The organism is Caulobacter endophyticus (genome assembly GCF_003116815.1).
GTDB lineage: Bacteria > Pseudomonadota > Alphaproteobacteria > Caulobacterales > Caulobacteraceae > Caulobacter > Caulobacter endophyticus.
The window spans coordinates 165,844-186,681 of record NZ_QDKQ01000034.1 but is presented as its reverse complement, the minus strand read 5'-3'; the positions used below and the strand labels follow the sequence as shown (position 1 = coordinate 186,681).

General features: G+C 67.7%; 23 protein-coding genes. All 23 read left to right on the top strand.

All coding sequences use genetic code 11. The annotated features are described in order from the left end of the window. Nucleotides 1-177 precede the first annotated feature (177 nt). The 23 genes from DDF67_RS09595 (at nt 178) to DDF67_RS09485 (ending at nt 20,726) form a co-directional block, all read left to right on the top strand. Nucleotides 178-405, top strand: a complete 228-nt coding sequence (locus DDF67_RS09595) for a hypothetical protein (RefSeq protein ID WP_199229198.1) — start codon at nt 178-180, stop codon at nt 403-405. 109 nt (nt 406-514) lie between these two features. Next, on the top strand, nt 515-1,141 hold the full coding sequence (locus tag DDF67_RS09590) for a P27 family phage terminase small subunit (protein WP_109100658.1): 627 nt from the start codon (nt 515-517) through the stop codon (nt 1,139-1,141). A gap of 1 nt (nt 1,142) precedes the next feature. Further along, entirely contained in the window at nt 1,143-2,924 is a 1,782-nt protein-coding gene (locus DDF67_RS09585) for a terminase large subunit (RefSeq protein WP_199229197.1), read from the top strand. Continuing rightward, nucleotides 2,924-4,204 (top strand): phage portal protein, encoded by a 1,281-nt coding sequence (locus DDF67_RS09580; RefSeq protein ID WP_109100657.1) that lies wholly within the window; start codon nt 2,924-2,926, stop codon nt 4,202-4,204. The genes DDF67_RS09585 and DDF67_RS09580 overlap by 1 nt, the downstream gene beginning before the upstream one ends. Beyond that, a complete protein-coding gene (locus DDF67_RS09575; protein WP_109100656.1) occupies nt 4,170-4,886 on the top strand; it encodes a head maturation protease, ClpP-related in 717 nt (238 codons plus the stop codon). The genes DDF67_RS09580 and DDF67_RS09575 overlap by 35 nt, the downstream gene beginning before the upstream one ends. Before the next feature lie 71 nt (nt 4,887-4,957). Next, a complete protein-coding gene (locus tag DDF67_RS09570; RefSeq protein ID WP_109100655.1) occupies nt 4,958-6,211 on the top strand; it encodes a phage major capsid protein in 1,254 nt (417 codons plus the stop codon). A 61-nt stretch (nt 6,212-6,272) separates the two neighbouring features. Continuing rightward, nucleotides 6,273-6,734 (top strand): hypothetical protein, encoded by a 462-nt coding sequence (locus DDF67_RS09565; protein WP_109100654.1) that lies wholly within the window; start codon nt 6,273-6,275, stop codon nt 6,732-6,734. Next, nucleotides 6,734-7,024, top strand: coding sequence for a head-tail connector protein (locus tag DDF67_RS09560; protein ID WP_109100653.1), 291 nt, complete (start codon nt 6,734-6,736; stop codon nt 7,022-7,024). The genes DDF67_RS09565 and DDF67_RS09560 overlap by 1 nt, the downstream gene beginning before the upstream one ends. Before the next feature lie 24 nt (nt 7,025-7,048). Further along, entirely contained in the window at nt 7,049-7,261 is a 213-nt protein-coding gene (locus DDF67_RS09555; RefSeq protein WP_109100652.1) for a hypothetical protein, read from the top strand. A 1-nt stretch (nt 7,262) separates the two neighbouring features. Further along, nucleotides 7,263-7,601 (top strand): phage head completion protein, encoded by a 339-nt coding sequence (locus DDF67_RS09550; RefSeq protein ID WP_109100651.1) that lies wholly within the window; start codon nt 7,263-7,265, stop codon nt 7,599-7,601. Then, entirely contained in the window at nt 7,594-8,019 is a 426-nt protein-coding gene (locus DDF67_RS09545; protein ID WP_109100650.1) for a DUF3168 domain-containing protein, read from the top strand. The genes DDF67_RS09550 and DDF67_RS09545 overlap by 8 nt, the downstream gene beginning before the upstream one ends. Before the next feature lie 78 nt (nt 8,020-8,097). Continuing rightward, nucleotides 8,098-8,556: a phage tail tube protein gene (locus DDF67_RS09540; protein WP_109100649.1), complete on the top strand. Its 459-nt coding sequence runs from the start codon at nt 8,098-8,100 to the stop codon at nt 8,554-8,556. Beyond that, a complete protein-coding gene (locus DDF67_RS09535; RefSeq protein ID WP_109100648.1) occupies nt 8,556-8,972 on the top strand; it encodes a gene transfer agent family protein in 417 nt (138 codons plus the stop codon). The genes DDF67_RS09540 and DDF67_RS09535 overlap by 1 nt, the downstream gene beginning before the upstream one ends. A 198-nt stretch (nt 8,973-9,170) precedes the next feature. Then, a complete protein-coding gene (locus DDF67_RS09530) occupies nt 9,171-9,590 on the top strand; it encodes a hypothetical protein (protein WP_109100647.1) in 420 nt (139 codons plus the stop codon). A gap of 3 nt (nt 9,591-9,593) precedes the next feature. Then, complete coding sequence (locus DDF67_RS09525; protein WP_109100646.1) at nt 9,594-12,077, top strand: tape measure protein; 2,484 nt, start codon at nt 9,594-9,596, stop codon at nt 12,075-12,077. A gap of 3 nt (nt 12,078-12,080) precedes the next feature. After that, nucleotides 12,081-12,674 carry a hypothetical protein gene (locus tag DDF67_RS09520; protein ID WP_109100645.1) on the top strand — a complete coding sequence of 198 codons (594 nt, stop codon included), beginning with the start codon at nt 12,081-12,083 and terminating at the stop codon, nt 12,672-12,674. A gap of 5 nt (nt 12,675-12,679) precedes the next feature. Continuing rightward, entirely contained in the window at nt 12,680-13,342 is a 663-nt protein-coding gene (locus tag DDF67_RS09515) for a hypothetical protein (protein WP_109100644.1), read from the top strand. Further along, nucleotides 13,339-13,785 carry a DUF6950 family protein gene (locus DDF67_RS09510; RefSeq protein WP_109100643.1) on the top strand — a complete coding sequence of 149 codons (447 nt, stop codon included), beginning with the start codon at nt 13,339-13,341 and terminating at the stop codon, nt 13,783-13,785. The genes DDF67_RS09515 and DDF67_RS09510 overlap by 4 nt, the downstream gene beginning before the upstream one ends. Beyond that, nucleotides 13,767-17,492, top strand: a complete 3,726-nt coding sequence (locus DDF67_RS09505) for a phage tail protein (protein ID WP_146197989.1) — start codon at nt 13,767-13,769, stop codon at nt 17,490-17,492. Before DDF67_RS09510 ends, DDF67_RS09505 begins: the two co-directional genes overlap by 19 nt. Before the next feature lie 26 nt (nt 17,493-17,518). After that, on the top strand, nt 17,519-17,797 hold the full coding sequence (locus tag DDF67_RS09500; protein ID WP_109100641.1) for a hypothetical protein: 279 nt from the start codon (nt 17,519-17,521) through the stop codon (nt 17,795-17,797). Nucleotides 17,798-17,830: 33 nt separating this feature from the next. Further along, the gene (locus tag DDF67_RS09495) at nt 17,831-18,136 is read left to right on the top strand and encodes a hypothetical protein (protein WP_109100640.1); all 306 of its coding nucleotides are present in this window, start codon (nt 17,831-17,833) and stop codon (nt 18,134-18,136) included. Between the two features lie 71 nt (nt 18,137-18,207). Continuing rightward, nucleotides 18,208-20,265, top strand: coding sequence for a right-handed parallel beta-helix repeat-containing protein (locus tag DDF67_RS09490; RefSeq protein WP_158278018.1), 2,058 nt, complete (start codon nt 18,208-18,210; stop codon nt 20,263-20,265). After that, complete coding sequence (locus tag DDF67_RS09485) at nt 20,265-20,726, top strand: helix-turn-helix domain-containing protein (protein WP_109100638.1); 462 nt, start codon at nt 20,265-20,267, stop codon at nt 20,724-20,726. The genes DDF67_RS09490 and DDF67_RS09485 overlap by 1 nt, the downstream gene beginning before the upstream one ends. The last annotated feature ends 112 nt before the right edge of the window (nt 20,727-20,838 follow it).

Here is a 20,838-nt window from a genome sequence, read left to right as displayed (position 1 = left end):
CGTGCGCGCGTCCCTGGCGGTCTCCCCGAGGTCTGTTCGATGCCGTCTCGTCCCCGTGTCCTCCGGCCGGGCGGCGCGAGGTCGCGTGTTGAAGCCCGCCGCGAGTACGACGCTACCCGCCAAGCGCGGCATTCCTGGCGTCGGTTCTACTCGACGGCGCGCTGGCACAAGATCCGCGTGCGCCAGCTGCGCGACTTTCCGCTCTGCGCCTTTTGCGAGCGCGAGGAGCGGGTGACGCCCGCTACGGTCTGCGACCACGTCGAGCGGCACGGGGGCGACGAGGAGCGGTTCTTCGCAGGGCCGTTCCAGTCGCTCTGCAAGCGATGCCATGACAGCACCAAGCAGGCCGAAGAGGCCGCCGAGCGGCGGCGCGGGCCGACCCCCTCCCTGCCCCTGCGGGGGTAGGGGGGGGCGTCAAAGTAGGCCGGTCCAAATGCTGGACTCCGGCACGCTAAGGACGCGCAAAACTCCGCGATATTTTTTTCCAGGAAGTTTTTTTTAGAGGGAGGCGCGCATGGGCAGACGCCCCCAATCCGCGGCCGAGCAACACGCCAAGGGCAACCCCGGCAAGCGCCTGTCGAAGGCCGATCGCCAGCGGCAAGAGAGCGAGCGGATCGCCGGCCTGATGGCCGCCGCGCCCGCGTCGAGCGAGGATCCGCTGGCCCCGCCCGCGTTCCTGGACGAGCGCTTCGCCCCGGCCCTGGTGATCTGGCGCGAGTACGCGCCGAAGCTGGCCGCGACGAACCGCCTGGGCGACATGCACCGGCACACCTTCGCGCTGTTTTGCGTCTACATGGGCGAGTGGGTGACGGCCAACGAGGAGATCATCACCAAGGGGCCGACCCAGGTGATCAGGAACGTCTCGGGCTCCAACCGTGAGGTGGATCGTCCGGCCGTCGCTCGTCGGGCCACCGCCTTCTCGGCGGTGATGGAACTGTCCGAGCACTTCGGCTTCACCCCGCAAGACGAGTACGCCCTGATGAAGACCCAGCAGACGGTCGTCCAGCTGGGCCTGTTCGGTGGCTCGCAACCAGCCGCCGGCGCAACCCCGCACCCCGAACAGCCTGCGGCGGCCACCCCGACGGAAGACCCGATCGGGATCCTGGGCCGCATGGACTCGGCGCCGCCGCTTCCGCATTGACATGAGCGCCGATAGCGCGTCGGCCGACGTCTCGTCGGCGGCGATGCAGACTGGCCACGGCGAGGGCCTGTGGCCGCTGCCCGATTGGCTGAAGGCCGTCGAGGACGACCCGATCTATGCGGGCTTCGTAACTCAGTGGAAGCGAGCCGCCGCCGTGCCCGGCGCGTGGTTCGACTACGCCAAGGCCCAGAGCGCGGTAGACCTCTGGCCGACGATCTTCACCCTCACCGAAGACCGGTTCGCCGGGACCCCGTTCCGCCTGGTGCTCTGGCAGGAACTGATCGTTCGCCTGCTCGTCGGCTGGAAGGTGCCGGCCGAGGTCAAGGACGCGATGACCGGCCTGCCCACGGTCATCCATGTCCGGCTCTACCGCCGGCTCATGCTCTGGGTGCCGCGCAAGAACGGCAAGAGTGAGTTTCTGTCGGCCCTGGCCCTGCTGTTCTTCGTGCTCGACGGCACGATGGCGGGCCAGGGCTTCGCGTTCGCCCGCGACGAGAAGCAGGGGAAAATCGTCTTCGACAAGATGAAGGCGATGATCTTCGGCGAGCGGGCGGACAAGAAAAAGCCGCCGCTGGCCAAGGACGTTCACGGCTTCAAGAAGTCGCTGTTCATCCCGAAACTGCGGGCGGTGTTCGAACTGCTCACCGGCAAGGCCGAGGGCAAGCACGGGCGCTCGCCGACGGTCATCGTCGGCGACGAGATGCACGAATGGGAGAGCCGGGAGCTTGAGACGACGCTTCGTCAGGGCACCGGCGCCCGCCTTCAGCCCATCGAGCTATACGCCTCGACCGCTGGCCTGAAGGACAAGGTCGTCGGCTACAGCCTGTGGGAGGAGAGCCAGGGGATCCTGGACGGCCGCATCGACGATCCGACCACGCTGGTCGTGATCTTCGCGGCCGACCCGGAGGCGGACCCGTTCGACGAAAAGAACTGGCCGGGCGCGAACCCGTCGCTGGGCCTGTCGCCGACGATCGCCTTCCTTCGCCGCGAGGCGGCCCTGGCCAAGGACAACCCCCGGGCCGAGGCGCACTTCCGGCGCTACCACCTTAACCAGTGGGTCGACAGCCTCGTTAGCTGGCTGAACATCAAGCGCTGGGACGCCTGCGCCAAGGACAAGGCCGCCTGGAAGAGGTTCCCCAAGGAACTACGGGGGCGGCGATGCTTCCTCACCATCGACGTGTCGTCGACCCAGGACATCACCGCCCTGGTGCTAACGTTCCCGCCGGAGAAGCCGGGCGAGCGGTGGAAGCTGATCTGTCGCTTCTGGGTCCCGGCCGAGAGCATGGCGAACCGGGTTCGCGACGCCCGCGTCCCGTATGACCGGTTCGTCGCCGCCAAGGCGCTGGAGACCACTGAAGGCGACTACGTCGACCAGAACGTGGTCATGCTGGCGATCCAGGAAGCGCTCGGCGACTACGACGTTGAACTGATCGGCTTCGACCCCTGGAACGCCCGAAAGCTCGTCACCGACCTGCAACGCGACGGCGTGGATCCCGACAAGTTCGTTGAGATCCGCCAGGGCATCCCCTCGCTCGGCGAAGGGACCAAGCACTTCGAGCGCCTGGTCTACGCCGGCGAGATGGACCACGGGGGCAACCCCGTCCTGCGCTGGATGGCGAAGAACACCGTCGTCCGCTTCGACGAGAACATGAACTTCGCTCCGGCGAAAAAGAAGTCGCGCGAGAAGATCGACGGCATCGTGGCTGCGGTCATGGGCTGCGTCCTGGCCTTCCACGAGGAGCCCGAGGACAAGTCGATCACCGGCGGCGTGGTGGATGTCTGATGCGCCTTCGACCCAAGTCCGCCGCCGGCGGCTACACGCCGCTCGTCCTCGGTGATCCCGAGGCTCGGCCCCAGGCCGGAACGACCTTCGTGTCGTCCGACCTGGAGGCCTGGTCGGGCGTCTTGCCGGATCTCGGCTCGGGCGTCAGCCCGGACACGGCGATGCGCCACGGGGCGGTGTACCGCTGCGTCGCGCTGATCGCCGGGGCGACGGCCATGTCCCCGCTGCTGACCTATCAGCGCGGCGCCGACGGCTTCGACCAGGCGATGATGGATCATCCGACGGCCCGTCTGCTGAAGGATCGGCCTAACCCGCGTATGACGCCGACCATCTTCTGGCGGCAGATCGTGGCGAACATGCTGCTGCGCGGGAACGGCATCGCCTGGATCGAGCGCAAGCCGTCGGGCCAGCCGCTCGCGTTGTGGCCGATCCCGTTCGGCCGGGTGGCGATCAGCCTGCGCAACGGGCGTCTGCGCTACCAGATGACGCTCGACGACGGCCAGATCGTGGTCGCCGACCAAGACGACGTGCTGCACTTCCCCGGGTCGGTCGAGTGGGACGGCCTGAAGTGCAAGACCCCGATCCAGGCCATGGCCACGACGGTGAGGATCGGCCTCGAGGCCGACCGCTATGCGAAGGCGTTCTTCGAAAACGACGCCACCCCGCCGGTCTACATCAGCTACCCCGAGAAGTTCACGAACGCCTCGGGCCAGGCCGACGAGATCCGCACCTACTGGAAGAACCGCTTCGGCGGGAAGAACCGGCACTCCGGTCCGGCCGTCCTCGACCAGGGCGGCGAGGTCAAGCAGCTGGAGATCACCGCCGAGGACGCCCAGCTGCTGGAGACGCGGAAGTTCTCGGTCGAGGACATCGGCCGTCTGTTCGGCGTCCCGCGTCCCCACCTGGCCATGGACGGCACGAATTGGGGCACAGGAACGCTGGTGCTGGACGTGTTCTTCCGCACCCACACGCTGGATCCGCACTGGAAGGCGATCGCCGAGGAATGCAGCTGGAAGCTCTACGGGCCGTGGAACATCTACTGCGAGCATGACCCGGCCGCGCTGGACCGCGCCGACACCAAGACCCGGTCGGAGGCCGACCGGATCGCGCTGGGCGGATCGTCCGGCCCTGGCGTCGAGACCCAGAACGAGGTGCGACGCCGGCGCAAGTTGCCGCGCAGCACCGACCCCAACGCGGACAAGCTGACCGCCTGGGCAGGCCCTCAACAGAAGAAGGAAGAAGGTGATGCGAAAGCTGATCCAGATGCTGGCCAGCAATAAGGATCGCGGCTCGCGTCCCAAGGCCGAGACCAATGGCGAGGAGGCCACGGTCTATCTCTACGATGCGATCGGCATGTGGGGGATCGAGGCGGGCGACTTCGTTCGCGACCTGAAGGCGGTCAAGGCCTCGACCATCCACCTGCGGATCAACTCGCCCGGCGGCGACGTCTTCGACGCCCGGGCGATGAAGGTCGCGCTGGAGCAACATCCGGCGAAGGTCATCGCCCACGTCGACGGCCTGTCGGCCTCGGCGGCGTCGTTCCTGATGATGGCGGCCGACGAGGTGCGGATCGCCGACGGTGCGTTCGTCATGATCCACAATGCGTGGGGTCTGGCGATCGGCAACGCCCGGGAGATGCGCGAGACCGCCGATCTGCTCGACAAGGTCGATGGCTCGATCGTCAACGACTACGTGGCCAAGACCGGCAAGGACGCCGAACAGGTCGGCGCGTGGATGGCGGCCGAGACGTGGTTCACCTCGGCCGAGGCGATCGACCACGGCTTCGCCGATGTCCTGGCCGAGAAGCCGAAGGTCGACGCCCGCCTCTCGGCGTTCGACCTCACCGCCTACAGCAATCCCCCTAAGGCTCTGACCGAACCGCCGGAGACGACTTTCGACGCGATGGCCAACGACCGCCAGCGCTACGAAGCCAGGCTCGCCCTCTACGAGCGCGCCGCCTAACCCGCCCCCGCAAGGGCGCCACCCCTCAAGCCGCTGGGATCACCCGGCGGTTTTTTTCATGGAGACTACCCATGGCGAAAGCCATTCAGGCCCTGCGGGAACAGCGCGCGGCCCACGCCAAGGAAGCCCGGAACATCCTGGACACCAAGACCGGCAAGGACTGGACCCCCGAGGCGGCCAAGCAGGTCGACGACCTGTATGCCAAGATCGACGATCTGGACGGCCAGATCGAGCGCTTTGAACGCGCCCTGCAGATCGAAGACAGCCTGGAAGGCCGCGGCGCCGGCCGGTCCGAGCGTTCGGGCCGCTCGGTCGACGAGGAGACCAACAACGTCGCCACCGAAAAGGCGATCTTCGACACCTGGTGCCGGGGCGGCATGGACGGCCTGGACGATGAACAACGCCAGTACGTGGCCAATCGCCGGGAGGAGGGCCGACGCCTCTACGGCGCGCAGTCGGTCGGCACCGGCGCGCAGGGCGGCTTCCTCGTCCCGCGCGACTTCTCGGCCACCCTGCTGGAGAAGATGGCCGCTTACGGCGGAATGCGCTCGGTCGCCGACGTGTTCCAGACCGACGGTGGCAATTCCATCGACTTCCCCACGGTCGACGAGAGCGGCCAGGAGGGCGAGCTGGTCGGCGAAAGCGCTCCGGCGACCGGCGGCGATATCACCTTCGGCACCACGGACATCGGCGCGTTCAAGTACGGCTCCAAGGTCGTCACCGTGCCGATCGAACTGATCCAGGACGCCCGGGTCGATATCGAGGCCTACGTCAACAACGCCCTGGCCGAGCGGATCGCTCGTATCACGAACCGCCACTTCACCGTCGGCGACGGAGCCAACAAGCCCAGGGGCGCGGCGATCGCGGCGGCCCTCGGCAAGACCGGCGCTGTCGGCCAAACGACCAGCATCACCTATGACGACTTCGTCGACATGGAGCACTCGCTGGATCCGGCCTACCGTCGCAACGGCTCGTGGATGTTCCACGACCAGACGCTGAAGGCGATCAAGAAGCTGAAGGACGGCCAGGGCCGCCCGCTGTGGCGCCCCGGCGTCACCGGCGGCGATCCCAACGACATCCTGGGCTACGGCTACACCATCAACCAGCACATGGCCCAGATGGCGGCCGGCGCGACCTCGCTGCTGTTCGGCGACTTCAAGAAGTACAAGATCCGCGACGTGATGGCGGTGACGCTCTTCCGCTTCGCTGACTCCAAGTACCTGGAGAAGGGGCAGATCGGCTTCCTGGCCTGGTCGCGTCACGACGGCGACCTGATCGACGCCTCCAACGAGTCGATCCGCAAGTACATCAACGCCGCCAACTAAGCGCGGCTCGCCGGCCGGGGGCTCGCCCTGGCCGGCCCACTCCCAAGAACAGGAAGACGCCATGTACGTCAAAATGCTCACGGCCATGGCCGGAGCCTCGTTCTCGCATGGCCATGGGGACGTGGTCGAAGTGAAGGCCGATGTCGGGCGGGCCTGGATCAAGGCCGGCCTTGCCGAGGAGACCAAGCCGTCCGACGTGCTGGAGGCCGAGGCCACCAGGCAGGCCGGCGTCGCCAAGGAGGCGGTGAAGAAGCTGAAGGTGGTCGAGGCCGAGCAGATCACGCTGCGGGCCGACTTCTCTGCCGTCTCGGACAGGCTGGAAGCAGCCGCTGCCGAAGTGGCCGAAGCCAAGGCCGAGAACGAAGCCCTGGCGGCCGAGGTCGAGGCGCTGAAGGCTGACCTCGCCATGGCCAAGGAAGACCGCCTGACGGCGCTGGAGGATCTGGAGACCGTCCAGGCCACGGCCGATCGTCTGGCGGCCCAGCTGGCCGCGCTGACGGCCGCCGGCGAAGGGCAAGGCTGATGGCGGACCCGGTCGAACCCTCGGCCGGGCCGTTCGTCTCTCTGGACATCGCCAAGGTTCACTTGGCCGTGTGCAGCGACGATCACGACGCGCTGATCACGCTGTACCTCAACGCCGCCAGCGACGACGTCCGCGCCAGCCACGAAATCCCCAGCCCGCCGCCGTCGGCCGTCCAGGCCGCCGTGCTCCTCAAGGTCGAGGAGCTTTTCGACCCGTCGATGAGCGACGGCGAGAAGCGCGCGGCGACGGTGGCCAACCTGCTGCGCAAGTACGCCCGCCCCAACTTCTGACCGTCAGCCCCAGGAGGCCGTCCCATGCCGTGGGTCGAGTTCACCGCCCGTTTCGACTGGACGCCGCCCAAGGATCGCCGGCGGACGACTGTCTACCGGCCGGGGCACATGCTGCTCGTGACGACGCCCTGCGCGACGGCGGCGATCGCCGCCGGCGCGGCTCATCGGATCGCCACGCCCCGGCGCGGCCAGCAGCCCGTTAGCCTGATCCAGGCGAACCCGGTTCGCGAGGACTGACATGCGCGCCGGACAACTTCCCGAACGGGTCCGCTTCGAACAGCGGGGCCTCGACCGGAACGGCGATCGCCTGGGCGATTGGGTCGCCGACCCGGCCTTTGAGACCGCCGCTGGCTTCACCTGGTTGCGCGGCGGCGAGACCGCGATCAACGCCCGCCTCCAGGGCGTGCAGCCCGTCGTCGTCAGGGTGCGGATCTCGCAGCTGCTGGCCACGGTGACGACCGCTTTTCGCGTCGTCGATCTGGCCACCGGCGACGTATTCGCGATCCGGTCGAGGATCCTCGACCGCCGCGCTCGCGTCCTCGATTTCGCCTGCGACACTGGAGGGACCGATGGCTAGCCCGGCCCTTGCTTTCAAGCGCGCCGAGGAGGCGGCGCTGCGGTCGTCGGCCGCGCTGAGGGCGGCCATGGCCCTCGCCGAGGTGAGGATCTACACCGAGGTGCCGACGAACGCGCCGCTGCCCTACGTCGTCCTCGGCCAGCACGAGATCGACGATCAGTCCGACGGCTGCGGCGAGGCGCATGAGATCGTCTCGACCGTGCAGTGGTGGACCAAGATCGTCGCCGGCGTGCCCGGCTCCGACGTAGCCCGCCTAATGGGCGCGGCGATCGTCGAGGCGCTGGGCGAGGCGCTGGAGATCGAGGGGCACGCGGTCGTGCTGGCCGAGATGGAAACCCCCGAGACCTACGGCACCGACCCCGACCAATCGAGCCGGGGCCGCGTCGCCTATCGCTACGAGACAACCGCCCTGGACTGACCAGGCGCGTGACATCCGGGGCTCGCCCCGATCCTGGCCCGGGAAGGGCGTCCACCAACATTCATAGGAGGCCCCCTCATGGCGGGCGTTAAACATGCGCGGGGCGTGAAGCTCGTGCTGAAGGTCAGCGCGGGCGGAAACCCCGAAACCTTCGAGGCGATCTGCTCGATCAACGCCGAGCGCGAACTGACCTTCGAAGCGGCGACCAACGACTTCAATCTGCCCGACTGCTCAGACACCGACCTGCTGTCCTGGATCGTGCGCGAGAAGGTGTCGCTGTCGAGCGCCTTTACCGGCGCCGGCATTCTCAACCTGCCGGACCTGCCGCGCATGTGGGCCTGGTTGAAGTCGCCTGATCCGGTGAAGTGCCAGATCATCATGGACGTCCCGGCGGCTGACGGCGGCGTGCTGTGGGAAGGGTTCTATCACCTGTCGAACTTTGCCGTGACCGGCAACGTCGGCGAGAAGGCCCAGACCTCCATGACGCTGGGCTCCGACGGCGAGATCACCATGTCCGTGATCCAGGCGGGCGGCTGATGGACGGCTCGGGCCACTGCACCACCGAGTTCGCCGGGGAGGAACGGGATTTCCGTATCCGCCTCGGCGAGATCCGCCGCATCGAGAAGGCCTGTGGAACGGGCATCGGCGAAGTGCTGCGCCGGCTGGCCCGGGCTGTCTTCGCCCTCTCGAAATATTCGGGCATCGAGGCCCTGGCCGCCGGCGTCGAGTTTCACGCCGAGGACGTGCGGGCGCCGATCTACCAGGGGCTCATAGGGGCCGGCATGACCAGCAAGGACGCGACGAACCTGGTTCGCCTCGACATCGACGAGCGCGGGATCCAGGGGCTGCTCGACCACGCGACGACGGCCCTGGAAGTCCTCTGGGCTTCGCGGCAAGCGCCGGAGGACGAAGAGCCGGGGGAGCCGATAGCGGGGGAGAGCCCCGCGAACTGACCGCTCTCACCGACTTCGCCCAGCTGTACGGCCTGGGCGCGGTCATCGGCCTGTCGCCGCGCCAGGTCGACGACCTGACCGAATGGGAGTTGGCCGCCGCCGTCACCGGCTGGAAGGCGGCCAACTGCGCCGAGGAGCCGCCCAAGCCGCCGACGCCGGAGGAGCACGACGCCCTGATGGCCAAATGGGGGTGACGCCATGGCGCGCCGCATGAAGAACATCGAGCGAGCGCTGGCGCGCATGAAGCGCCTGCCCCCGGCGATGAAGGAAGAGGTCGACAGCAGGCTCTACCGCAAGGTCGACCAGCTGGTGGGGCGGCAGAAACGGGCCGCCCCCGTCGACCCGCAGTCGGATGACCCGGGCAAGTTCCGCGACAGCATCCGCGCCTACGAAAATCCCGATCGGCCGCTGAGCTACCGCATCACGGCCGACGCCCGCGACGCCGACGGCAAGTTCATCGGCGGCAACATCGAGCACGGCCACCGCGCTCGCGACGGAACCCACGTCGATGCCAGCCCGAGCTTCTTCCCGACTTACCGGGCCTGGAAGAAGCCGACGAAGCGCGACCTGACGGCCGGCGCCCGCAAGGCCCTCAACAAGATCTATCCCAAGGGGTGACGCATGGCTCGCAAGGACGCCGACGCTCTGCTGCTGCAAGTCTCGGCCGACATTCGCAGCCTGGAGAAACAGTTCACCAAGGCGGTCGGCGTTGTCGACGGCGGGTCCAAGAAGATGGAGGACCGGGCCTGGAGGTTCTCGAAGAACTTCAAGGCGGCCAACGACAACCTCGCCAGCAGCCTCAATCCCGACAAGTTGCGCGCCGGCCTGGCGGGTGTGGCCTCGGCCTTCGGCGCGGCGATGAGCGCCCGCGAGGTCGCCGAGATCGCCGACACCTACACGCGGTTCACCAACTCGCTGAAGGTGGCCGGCGTCGAGGGCGCGGCGCTCGCGCAGGTCCAGGAGGCGCTGTTCGCCTCCGCGCAGAAGAACGGCGTCGAACTTGAGACGCTGGGCACGCTCTATGGCCGGGCCGCCCAGGCGGCCAAGACCCTGGGCGCGAGCCAGTCCGACCTGCTGCGGTTCACCGATGGCGTCACCAACGCCCTGCGGATCCAGGGCGGCGATCCGGCCGCCGCGTCGGGCGCGCTGCTCCAGCTGAGCCAAGCGCTCCAGGCCGGAACGGTGAGGGCCGAAGAGTTCAACAGCATCAACGAGGGCGCTTTCCCGATCCTGCAGGCTGTCGCGGCCGGCGCGGACCGCTTCAGCGGCTCGGTCGCCAAGCTGCGAGCCGAGGTGCTGGCCGGAAAGGTTTCGTCGCAGGAGTTCTTCGCGGCCTTCCTGAAGGGTTCGGCCCAGCTGGAGGAGCGCGCGGCCAAGTCGAGCCTGACCACGGCCCAGGCCCTGACCCAGCTGCGCAACGCCCTGGTCAGGTACGTGGGGGAGGGCGACCAGGCCTCCGGCGCGAGCGCCACGATGGCGGCTGCGATCAAGACGCTGGCCGACAACATCGGCGTGCTGATCCCCGCGATCGCCATCCTCGGGGTCGCCCTGGGCGTCGGCTTCGTCACCAACGCCGGCAAGGCGGCGGTGGCGGCCAGGGGCGCTGGGGGCGCGATCCTGACGGCCTTCGGCGGTCCTGTCGGTCTGGCGATCACCGCCGTAGGCATCGCGATCGCCAGCGTCGCTGGTGAGGCCGCCGTAGCCCAGCGCGACGTGGCTGGGCTACAGGCGACGACGGACGACCTGAAGGGCTCGCTGGCCGACGCCCGGGCGCTCCTCGATCCCACTCCCGGCAAACTGGCCAGCGTGGGCAAGGAGGCCGCCGGGGCGGTGCCGGGCATCACAGCCTTCGCTGGCGAGGTCGGTAAGGCGGCCGCCAAGCTCTGGGAACTGGCCGCTGCGCAGAAGGCCGCGGCTATCAACAAGCTGCTCGGCGAGCGGGCCAACCTTTCGACCCAGATCCAGAACAACGAGCGGCGCTTGCCGCAGCAACGCCGCGAGGCGTTCGGGCAGGATTTCGGCTTCGGCGACCACGGCTCCCTCCAGGAACAGATGGGCCGCGCCAAGCGGTTCTTCGCCGGCGAGATCGCCAACTGGTACACGGGCGGCAAGAGCGACCAGGAACTGGCGGACTCGATCAAGGCCGCCAAGGCCCGGATGGGCGAGCTTGAGAAGGCGATCGTCGATCTCGGCAACGCCGACCTGAAGGAGTTTGTCGACGAGGCCAAGGCGCTTCAGGCGGCCATGGCGCCGCCGGCCGCCAAGCCCAAGGGAAAGGGCAAAGACAAGGGCGGGATAAAGGGCTGGGAGATCGATCCCGCCACGGTCGACCCGAGCACTTTCTTCGACATCAACGCCGACGTCGGCCGCCCGGTCGACGTGACTTCGAACGAGCGCGGTCTGGTCAGCAGCGAAGACCGCGTGGCCGATCTGGCGAAGGCCCTGGAGGCCATGCGCCAGCAGCAGTACGACCGCATTTACGATGCCACCTACGGCGCGCTCGACGCGGCCTTCAGGGGCGGCGCGAAGGGTCTGCTGGCCTACTTCGGCGAGCAGCTGCGGCAGTCGCTTCTCAAGGGGGCCGCCAAGGGCCTCGCTGAGGCCTTTTCCAAGAAGGCGGGCGGCGGGATCGCCAAGGCGGCCATGGCGCTGTTCGGCTTCAAGGACGGCGGCTACCTCGGCGGCTTCGCCGGCGGCGGCCTTCTCCAGGGACCGGGCACCGGAACCTCCGACAGCATTCTAGCCAGCAACGGCAAGGGCAAGTTCGCGCGGTTCAGCGATGGCGAGTTCATCGTCAACGCCGCCGCCACGCGAAAGCACCGCGCGCTGCTGGAAGCGATCAACTCCGGCCGGATCGGCGGCTTCGCCAAGGGCGGGATCCTTGGATCCTCGCCGGCGGCGCTGGCGGCCGGCTCCACCTTCCGAGGCGGCGGCCCGGTGTTCGACCTGCGCGGCGCGGTCATGACCGAGGATCTGCTGATGCAGATCAACGACCAGATCGACGCCAGCGAAACCCGGGCGGCGACCCGTGGCGCGCAAGGCGGGCTGGCGCTCACCCAGGCCCGGCTGGCGCAGCAAGCCAAGGCCCGGTTGGGCTGGAGATAGCAGATGGCTTTCCAGGTTCCTCGCCTGCCCAAGACGGCGCAGGTCGAGCCCTTCTATGTCGACGCCAACGCCGACATGGAACCGGTCGTGGTCGGCAAGGTTCAGACGATCCTCCGGCCCGGCAAGTGGGGCGTGAAGGTTTCGATCCCAGAGCTGAACCCTGTCGACGCCCGCCGGTTCTGCGCCGCCCAAGTCGCGCACAAGACCGAGGGCGGGCCGATCTCGTTGAGTTGGCCGCAGGCCGACCTTGCCGAGATCCCGCCGACGGTGGCCGTCGATGGTGCAGGCCAGACTGGGGCCAGGCTGGCCGTCAAGGGCCTGACGCCGGGCTCGACGGTTCCTGGCTTCGCGTTCTTCAGCTTCACAGTCTCGGGCGAAAGCTTCCTCTACTGCACCAGCGGGGAGGCTTTGGTCGACGCCAACGGCCGGGCGCTTTTGCCGATCAGCCCCATGATCCGCGTGCGGCCAGCCGACGGCGCCGCCCTCAACTTCGCCGACCCCCAGATCCAGGGAAAGCTGGAGACCGGGAACGTCGAATGGTCGCTCGTTCGGCTGAAACACACCGGCGTCAGCTTCATGATCACCGAGATCCAGTAACCGCCATGAGCCTCGCGCCCTCGACGGCCGCCGCACTGAAAAGCTCGGCGGTGATGATGCCCTATTGCCTGGAGTGGGACCTTCCGACGGGACCCCTGCGGCTCAGCGAGCACTCCCCCTTCAGTTTCCCGGTCGACGGTCAGGCCGCCGAGTTCACGCCCTTCGACGGGAACTACGGCGTCCTGGGCGCCGTCGGCCCGATCAGCGACGGCGTGACCGCCGAAGTGCCCACGACGTCGTTCGTGCTCTTTCCCCCGCCGGCGCTGGTGAACACCGTCACCGCCGCGCTGTCGGCCGCCGGCAAGCGGCGAGTGCGGATCTGGGAAGTGGTGCTTGATCCGATCACCGGTCGGCCGATCGGCGACGCGATCCCGCTGATGATCGGCCAGAGCGACGTTCCGACCAACACGGTCGACAAGGGCGTCCGCTCTCTGACCGTCACCGTTCTGAGCCGGTTTGCCCGGTTCCTGCGTCCTCGAGAGGGGGTGCGGCTGAACCACGGTACGCACCAGCGCTGCAAGCCCGGCGAGAAGGGCATGCAGTTCATGCAAAGCGTCAGCCGGACGATCCCCTGGGGCTCATCGACGCCCACAAGTTCGCTAAGCGCCGCCCAGGCCGCCGCCTACGCGCGCCTCTACGGCTCCACCTATTTCGGGGTGACGAAATGATCCATCCGCTAGATCTCCGCGTCCAGGTGGCAGAGGCCACGCGCGCCGCGTTCGAAGGCCACGCCTTCGCATGGGGCCATTACGACTGCGTCCGCCTGGCCGCATTCGCAGCACTCGGCATGGGCTATGCGCCCCGCCTTCTGAGGGGCGGTTTCTACCGCACGGCCCTGGGCGCCCGGCGCGCTATCAGGCGAACCGGGTTCGCGTCTCTGGAAGCGGCTATCGACGATCTGGGCCTTCCACGCCTCGGCTGGGCCTACGCCCTGCCCAGCGACATCGTCGCTTTGCCGAGCGGCGAGGACTGGCCCGCTCTCGGCGTGGTGATGGACCAGAACCACGTCCTGGCCTTCTCGAACGTGGACGGGCTTTGCCGCATCGCCCGCCCCGCCCCCTCCGACATCAAGATCCTGTGGAGCGCACCGCCGTGCCTCAAGCAGCCCTAGCCGTCGCCGCCTGGGTCGGCCAGACGGTCTTCCAGGTCGCTAGCGCGATCGGCATGTCCGTCAGCGCCGCCGCGACCGCCGCCAACGTCGCCGCAGCCGCGACCCTCGCGGTCGAGGCTTATGCGGTCGTCAAGGCCACCGAGGCTATGACGCCGAAAATCCGCGACCAAGGCTCGACCGTTCAGTGGCAGGCCGATCCCCGCGCTGGCGTGCCCTATGGCATGGGCCGCTGCGCGATCGGCGGGAACATCGTGTTCAACCAGTCGTCTGGTTCGGGCAACAAGTACCTGAACTTCGCCACCGTCTATAGCGGCGCCGGGCCGATCCAGGGTTTCGAAGCGTTCCAGTGCAACGGCGTGACCGTGTCGTTCACCGCCGACAGCGGTGAGGGCGCCTCCGGCTACTACCTCAATCGGATGTGGCAGAAGCGCCAGCTGGGGCTCGCCACTGAGGGGTGGATGCGTTGGACGGCGGTCGGCTCCAAGGACACGCCCTCCGATCATGGAGGGATGCCCTCGGAGTGGACGGCGGCGCACAAGCTGTCGGGCTATGCGGCCACTCTGTGGGCGTTGGAATATGACCCCGAGCGCTTTGCCTCGGGCGTGCCCTCGCCGCGCATGGTGGGACGCTGGGTCAAGGTTTATGACCCGCGCAAGGACAGCACTTTTCCGGGCGGCAATGGTCCCCATCGCATAGACGACGAAACCACCTGGGAATGGTCGGCCAACCCCGGCTTGCACGGTCTGACCTGGATCATCGGGCGGCGCTCGGGCGGGATCCTGATCCTGGGCCTCGGCGCCTTCGCCGACGAGATCGACATTCCGGCCTTCGTACATCTTGCCAACGTTTGTGACGCCAACGGCTGGACGATGGGCGGGAGCGTCACCAGCGCCGACAATACGTGGGAGGTTCTGAAGGCGATCCTGCAGTCGGGTGCGGCGACGCCGATCCTGGGCGGATCGCAGATCTCGTGCTTGGTCAATGCGCCCTCGGCGAGCCTCGTCACGGTGACGGATGACGACATCGTCGGGACCGCGACCGTCCCGGCGCAGGTTTCTGCCGACGAGGCGATCAACACGGTCTGGCCGTCCTATACCGAAGAAGCGCTGGATTGGGAGGTTGTCACCCCCGACGCGCCGGTCCAGGTGGCCGCGTACGTCGACGCGGATGGCGAGGAGCGGTCGGTCGAGTTGGGCCTTCCGCTGGTTCAGCAGGCGATCCAGGTCGGGCAGCTGTGCCGCTACGCGATCGAGGACGCCCGTGAACTGAACGGCATCGTGCTCATGCTGAAGCCTTGGCTTCGGTGGGTGCCGCCGGGCTCTTGCGCTCTCATCCAGGCGCCCGAGACCGGTCTGAACGGCCAGAAGATCCGGCTGCTGAAGCGCACCCGGGAGATGTCGACCAAGACCGTCGGCTGGACGATGCGCACCGAGACAGACGCCAAGCACGGCTACGCGCTTGGCCAAGTAAATGATCCGCCATCCTCTCGTCAGCTGACCTCGTATGACCCGGCAATTGTGCCGGTGCCGACGCAGACCGCGTTCGAGTTGATCGCCGGGCAGGTGGCTGGAGCCGGTGGTGCTCTGCCGGCGATCGTGGTCGAGGGCCAGGCCGATCTCTACGAGGCGGTATCGGTAGTGGTCGACTACCGCCAGGTTTTCCCGACCCAGCCGGTGACCTATGGCGTTTGGCAGTCCCAAACCTTCTCGGCGAAAACGACCCGCCTGATTGTCACTGGGGTGGAGGCGGGAGCGAAGTATCAAGTTCGGATCCGTTACATCACGGCCAATGGCGTTGAGAATGCGGGTACGGGCACCGATCTTGGCGAAGTCGCCGTCGGCGGCGTCGACGCCGGCACGGTCCAGGGCCGCGAGGTCGTGCAGGACATTCTCGACCTGATCGAGACCTATGGCGACACCGCCTCGGCTGCGGCCTCGGCGGCCGCGGCGGATGCGGCCCGCGACGCTGCCGAGCTGGCCCGCGAGCAGGCGACCGCGAAGGCTGCCGACGCGTCGGGCTCGTCGCTTGCCGCCGCTGGCGCCGCGTCGACCGCCGTTGCCAAGAGCGCCGAAGCCGCACAGTCGGCGACGGCCTCCTTTAATCAAGCCCAGACGGCGGGCGGGCATGCCCAGACTGCTGTTGGGGCATCGGCGGCGGCGACGGCTGCTGCGGCGGCGGCGCAGCAAAGTTCAACGCTTGCGGCGTCGGTTGGCCCCGGCGTGCTGAACAAGAACCCGGTGTTCTCGGACTATCCGACCACGACCGGTGTTCCTGGCTCGTGGTTCGACTGGACGCGCGGAGATCTTGGTACTCGCCAGGGCGGGGAAGTCGGGCTGTATGCCTACGAAGTCGATGCGCCCACTACTGATGACCACGGCATCCAGCAGTTCGGCATCTACAGCGCTCCCGGCTGGTATGTGATCGAGGCCGACGCCTGGCTGCAAAGCGGCACATGGTCGGGCGCTTGCGTCCTGTTCTGGGGTCCGAGCGAGGCCGGAAAGCAGATCGACTGCGCTACCGATCCGGACATCGGCGATGTCACGGGGGCTTTGGGTCCTGGTGTTCGCCGGTTCCGGAAGATGGTTCAGATCGCGGCTGCGGAGGCGAAAAACCTCTACTGCATGACGAACTTCGCGGCCGTCTCCCCGAAGGTGGCGAAGCGCATCCGCTGGTACAGGGTCGCGGTACGACCGGCCACCGAGGGCGAGATCAAGGGGCGCCGGGCTGACGGCAATGCCGGTTCGGCCTTGGCACAGATTGCGGCCGAGGCGGCTATTCGCGCATCTGAAACAGGTGCGCTCACCTCCTCGGTGAACACCCATACCTCGCAGATCGGCGGGTTGACCTCGACTGTGACGGCGCAAGCCGGAACCCTGGCTGATCACACGGGCAAGCTGGCCGCCTACCTGAAATGGACGGCGGCGGCGGGCTCGGACGAGGCCAAGGTCGAAGTGGCGGCTGGCGGCGGTAATTCCATCGTCCGCCTCGTGGCCAAGACCCTTTCCCTGGCCACGGCGGTTGGTGGCGCAGTGTTCGACGTGCTGACGATCGTCGGCGACGTCGTGCGCTTCGCGCGGCCGATCGAGATCGTGGTCGGCGGCGCTAAGCTCTGTCTCGGCCCCGGCTTTGGGGCCGGCGGCAACTTGGTCATGTGGTTTGGGCCTTCCATCGCCCAGGCGCAGATGACCAAGGGCAACGCCACGTTCTGGCTGGACAACGCTGGCGGGGCCTACTTCGGCGGCTCTATCATGTCGGGCCGTTTCAGCAACAGCGCCACTGGGACGGACTTGAGCGTGCCTGCGAGCCTGACCCTTGGCCCCTTCGGGACCAACGGCCAGCCGATCACGGTGAACTGGTCATACGTCGGCTCGCGCGAGGGCTGGCGAGCAGGCAATCAGTCGGCTTCCGGGACGTACACAGTCGGGCTTGCGCTCTATCGGACTATCGCTGGTCAGGCTGAGACGCTGGTCGACACCAAGGCGATCAGCGGAAACTTCGACTACCTCTACTACGACGGCGAATTTGGCCGGACGATGTTCCGCGAGAGCATCTCAGGCGCCTTCACCTTCACCGATACGGCGGGCGGCGTCGCCAACCGCACCTATCGCGTGGCCGTGACCTCGCGGTCCTTCAGCACCGTCGCGGGCAACTCCAGCCAGCCCGACAGCGTCGTCCAGCGCTACAGCCTGGTGACGTCGGAAAACTGACCTTCAGGCAAACCAAGGAACTGATCATGTCCACTCTCGCCGAGCTGGAAGCCCAGCAGGCTGCCCTCGACCTGGCCAAGGATACCTACAGCCGGCCGTTCATCGACAGCGCCCATGCCGCCCTGTCCAGTGAGGCGGCCCACGGCCTGGTGGTGGATCTACGGGCCGCGTTCGACGGCCTGCCTGGGGGCGAGGTCAAAACGCAGATCGGCAATCTGCTGTCGGTCTTTGCCTACGTGCCGGTTCGCGTTGCGGCCGAGGCCGAGCGCTTGTCGCAAATCCTTGACGCCCCCTCCGAGCCCTAATCCGCCCATCCCAAGCCCAACCAAGGAGCCGACATGGCTACTGTTCATATCGTGCTGGCCAATGTTCAGGCCCGCGCGCGCACCGGCGCGACCATGCCGGTTCCGGACTCCGTGCCATCGGGCGTCGACACCGTCGCCTCGGCGGCCGCGTCAACCCAATCAACGCTGGCTGGCGCCGCCGGGCAGTTCTGGAGCATCGTGTCTACGGGCGCGGTGTGGGTGAACTTCGGGCCTAATCCCGTGGCGGGCTCTGACGCCGGCTGGCTCGTGCCTGCTGGCGTTCCTCGGGACTTCGCCGTCACCGCAGATGGCGAGAAGATCGCGGTAAAGGACGTTTGATGGCCGGTATGTCTCTTGGCCTTTCGCTAGGCCTTAATCTGACCGTCGCGACTTCGGATGCCCCTTCGGGCATGGCGATCACCGCCACCTCGATCGCCGACACGGTCGCCCCTGGTTCGGTGATCGGCGCTGTATCGGCTCCCGCCGGCTACAGCGTTGAGCTGATTTACGACAGCGACGGCCGCTTTGCGCTGTCGGGCCAGGATCTGGTGGTCGGAGCCACGCTTCTGACGCCGGGCACTTTCGGCCCGGGCGGCGCGCACACCTGGCCTGGACCAATCCTGCGCGCGGTGAAGGCTGGCGCGCCCTATTCCGATCTGGTGCTGCGCCCAGTGATCACCGTCCAGGCGGTGCGAAGCCCGGCCGATATCGCCGGCCTGACGGCGGCCTGGCTGTCCGACGTCGGCGTCACCGCCAACGGATCGGGCCAGGTGACGGCCTGGGCCGGAGCGTACGGCACGGCCTACGCCCTGACCCAGGCTACGCTCGCCAACAGTCCGACGATCGCAGCGGGCTATGGCCCGGGCGGCCTGCAAGGCGTTCGGTTCACTAGCGCCAACTCGCAGCACATGAACATCACCCCGGCCCTGCCGATGACCGATGGGACGATCGTTGCGGTCTATCAGCCGCTCGACACCAGCGCCAACAAGGCGATCTTGGGCTCGGGCAGCCGGTTCCTCTGGCAGACGTCGTCGACGTCGGTTTCGCTCAACATGGGCAGCACCGTCGCTGCGACGCCAGTGGCAAACGCCACCCTGACGACAAACCGGATCTCCACGCTGGTGGTGACCCACGACGGAACCACGGGGGCTTACGCCGCCCGCGTCGACGGCGTGGCGGCCAACGGCGGCGGCAACGCTGGCGTCTCGGCCGCCGCCTTCACCTACGTCGGCCGGCAGGCGTCAACCGCCTATGGCAACTACGTCCTGATGGCGTTGCTGGTTTACAACCGCGTGCTGACGGCTGACGAGATAGCCGCCGTCGAAGCGTGGGCGATGGGTCGCCGCACCACGGAATGGTTCTGCGCGGCCGATGGTCAGGCGGGGAATACCGGCTTCAATCCCGCTTCCCCCAAGCCCGCGGCTCAAGCCTTCCTGTCGGGCCAAGCTTTCCGCGCGTGGGACAAGATCCGGTCCAAGGGCGGCGACCTCATGGTTGGGACAATCACGGCACTGACGGGCGGCATGACGGCGGCGAAACCGGTTCGCGCCATGACCTATGGCCTGGGCAAGCCGCGCTGGTGGGGCGCCGCCCCGATGGCGCTGGCCTATACCGGCGCCTATCCGGCGCAGACAGCGGCTCTGGCTCGGGCCAACGCCCTGGGCATGATCTGGTGGTATCGCGATGGCCTCGACGCTGCGCCCGTCCAGGTCTTCTCGCGCGCCCTGACCGAGGACCGTTCGTTCCAGCACGCGGATGGCGCGTTGCAGATCCGCCTCGAGGCCGGCCGCGACGCCAACGCCGAGGTGCTGGTGATCCCCGCCGACCTTAGCGATCAGCAGCTCTACAGCATCGGCACGAGCAACTTCGAACTGCACGGCCACGACGTGCGCCACTTCCTGGGCCAGATGTGGTCGCCCCAGGGCCAGCGGACTGTGCTTCGGGACTGCTACCTGGGCTTCGGCTGCGATGATGGTCACTCGCCCGGCGGCTCGTTGCACGACTGCTCGTTCAACGAGATCACCGCGACGGGCACCAGTCTGTCGATCACGCGCGGCCCGGGTGACGGGATCAGCGTGCACGGCGGATCGGGGCACACCCTGCGCTACAACTGGGTTCACGACTGCCTTGGTCCTGGCATCCGCAACGAGGAAGGCTCGGGCGTGGTGATGGAGGGCAACAACGTCGAGAACTGTTCTGCGCCGCTGCGGATCATCAAGAACGCAAGCTATCCGGGGCCAGCCGCCGCGATCTATCGCGGCAACCGCATCCAGCGCGGCGCAGGCGCCCTTCAGCGCGACGGTCTGCTGCTCGATAGCGGGCTGCCGGCCAATATCGCCGTCACTGTCACCGACAACCTCTTCGTCGGCGAAGGCGTGGCCGATGGCGTGGCCATTCGAAATAGCGGCCTGGGGGCGGTCAACGCATCGGGCAATGTGCAAACCGGCTTTGCCGGCATGGGGGGGTAATGATGCAGCAGCCTCTTCCGATCGGCCCTGGGGTCTATGTCGTCCGCGTCGAGCACGCGGAGGATGGAACAATCACGCAGCGTTTCACCCCGTGTCCGGATGATCCCGCACCGACGTTGCAGGACGAACTGCGGGCGCATCGGCGGGTGGCGACTTTCCGCGCCGTCGCCGACGCCCTTCAGGACGGCCTTAGCCTCACGAGGCGCGAAGCGAGCCTTGCCGCTGTTCTCTATGTGAACGCTCCAGCCGCCACCGACCGCCAGACGATCCGCGCCGCCGTCCATGGCCCCAGGGCTATAGGTTCGCGGGAAGATCCCGACTGCTGGCTGCGTCAGCTGATGAGCCGGCTGCGAACCAAGCTAGGCGCGGGCGCGGTCGCCACCAACTATGCGGAGGGATATCGGCTCACGCCGGAGGGTGTGGAGCTGTGTCGCATGGCTCTGTCGAGGATCGCTGCCTGAGGCATCCGTTCTTCGTCGCGCCTGCGTCCGCGACGAAGAACGGCGGCCGGACCTTTATTGAGGGGGGCTCATCCGGCCCCATCCGAATAAGCGCAAGACTGGTCTATGGGCA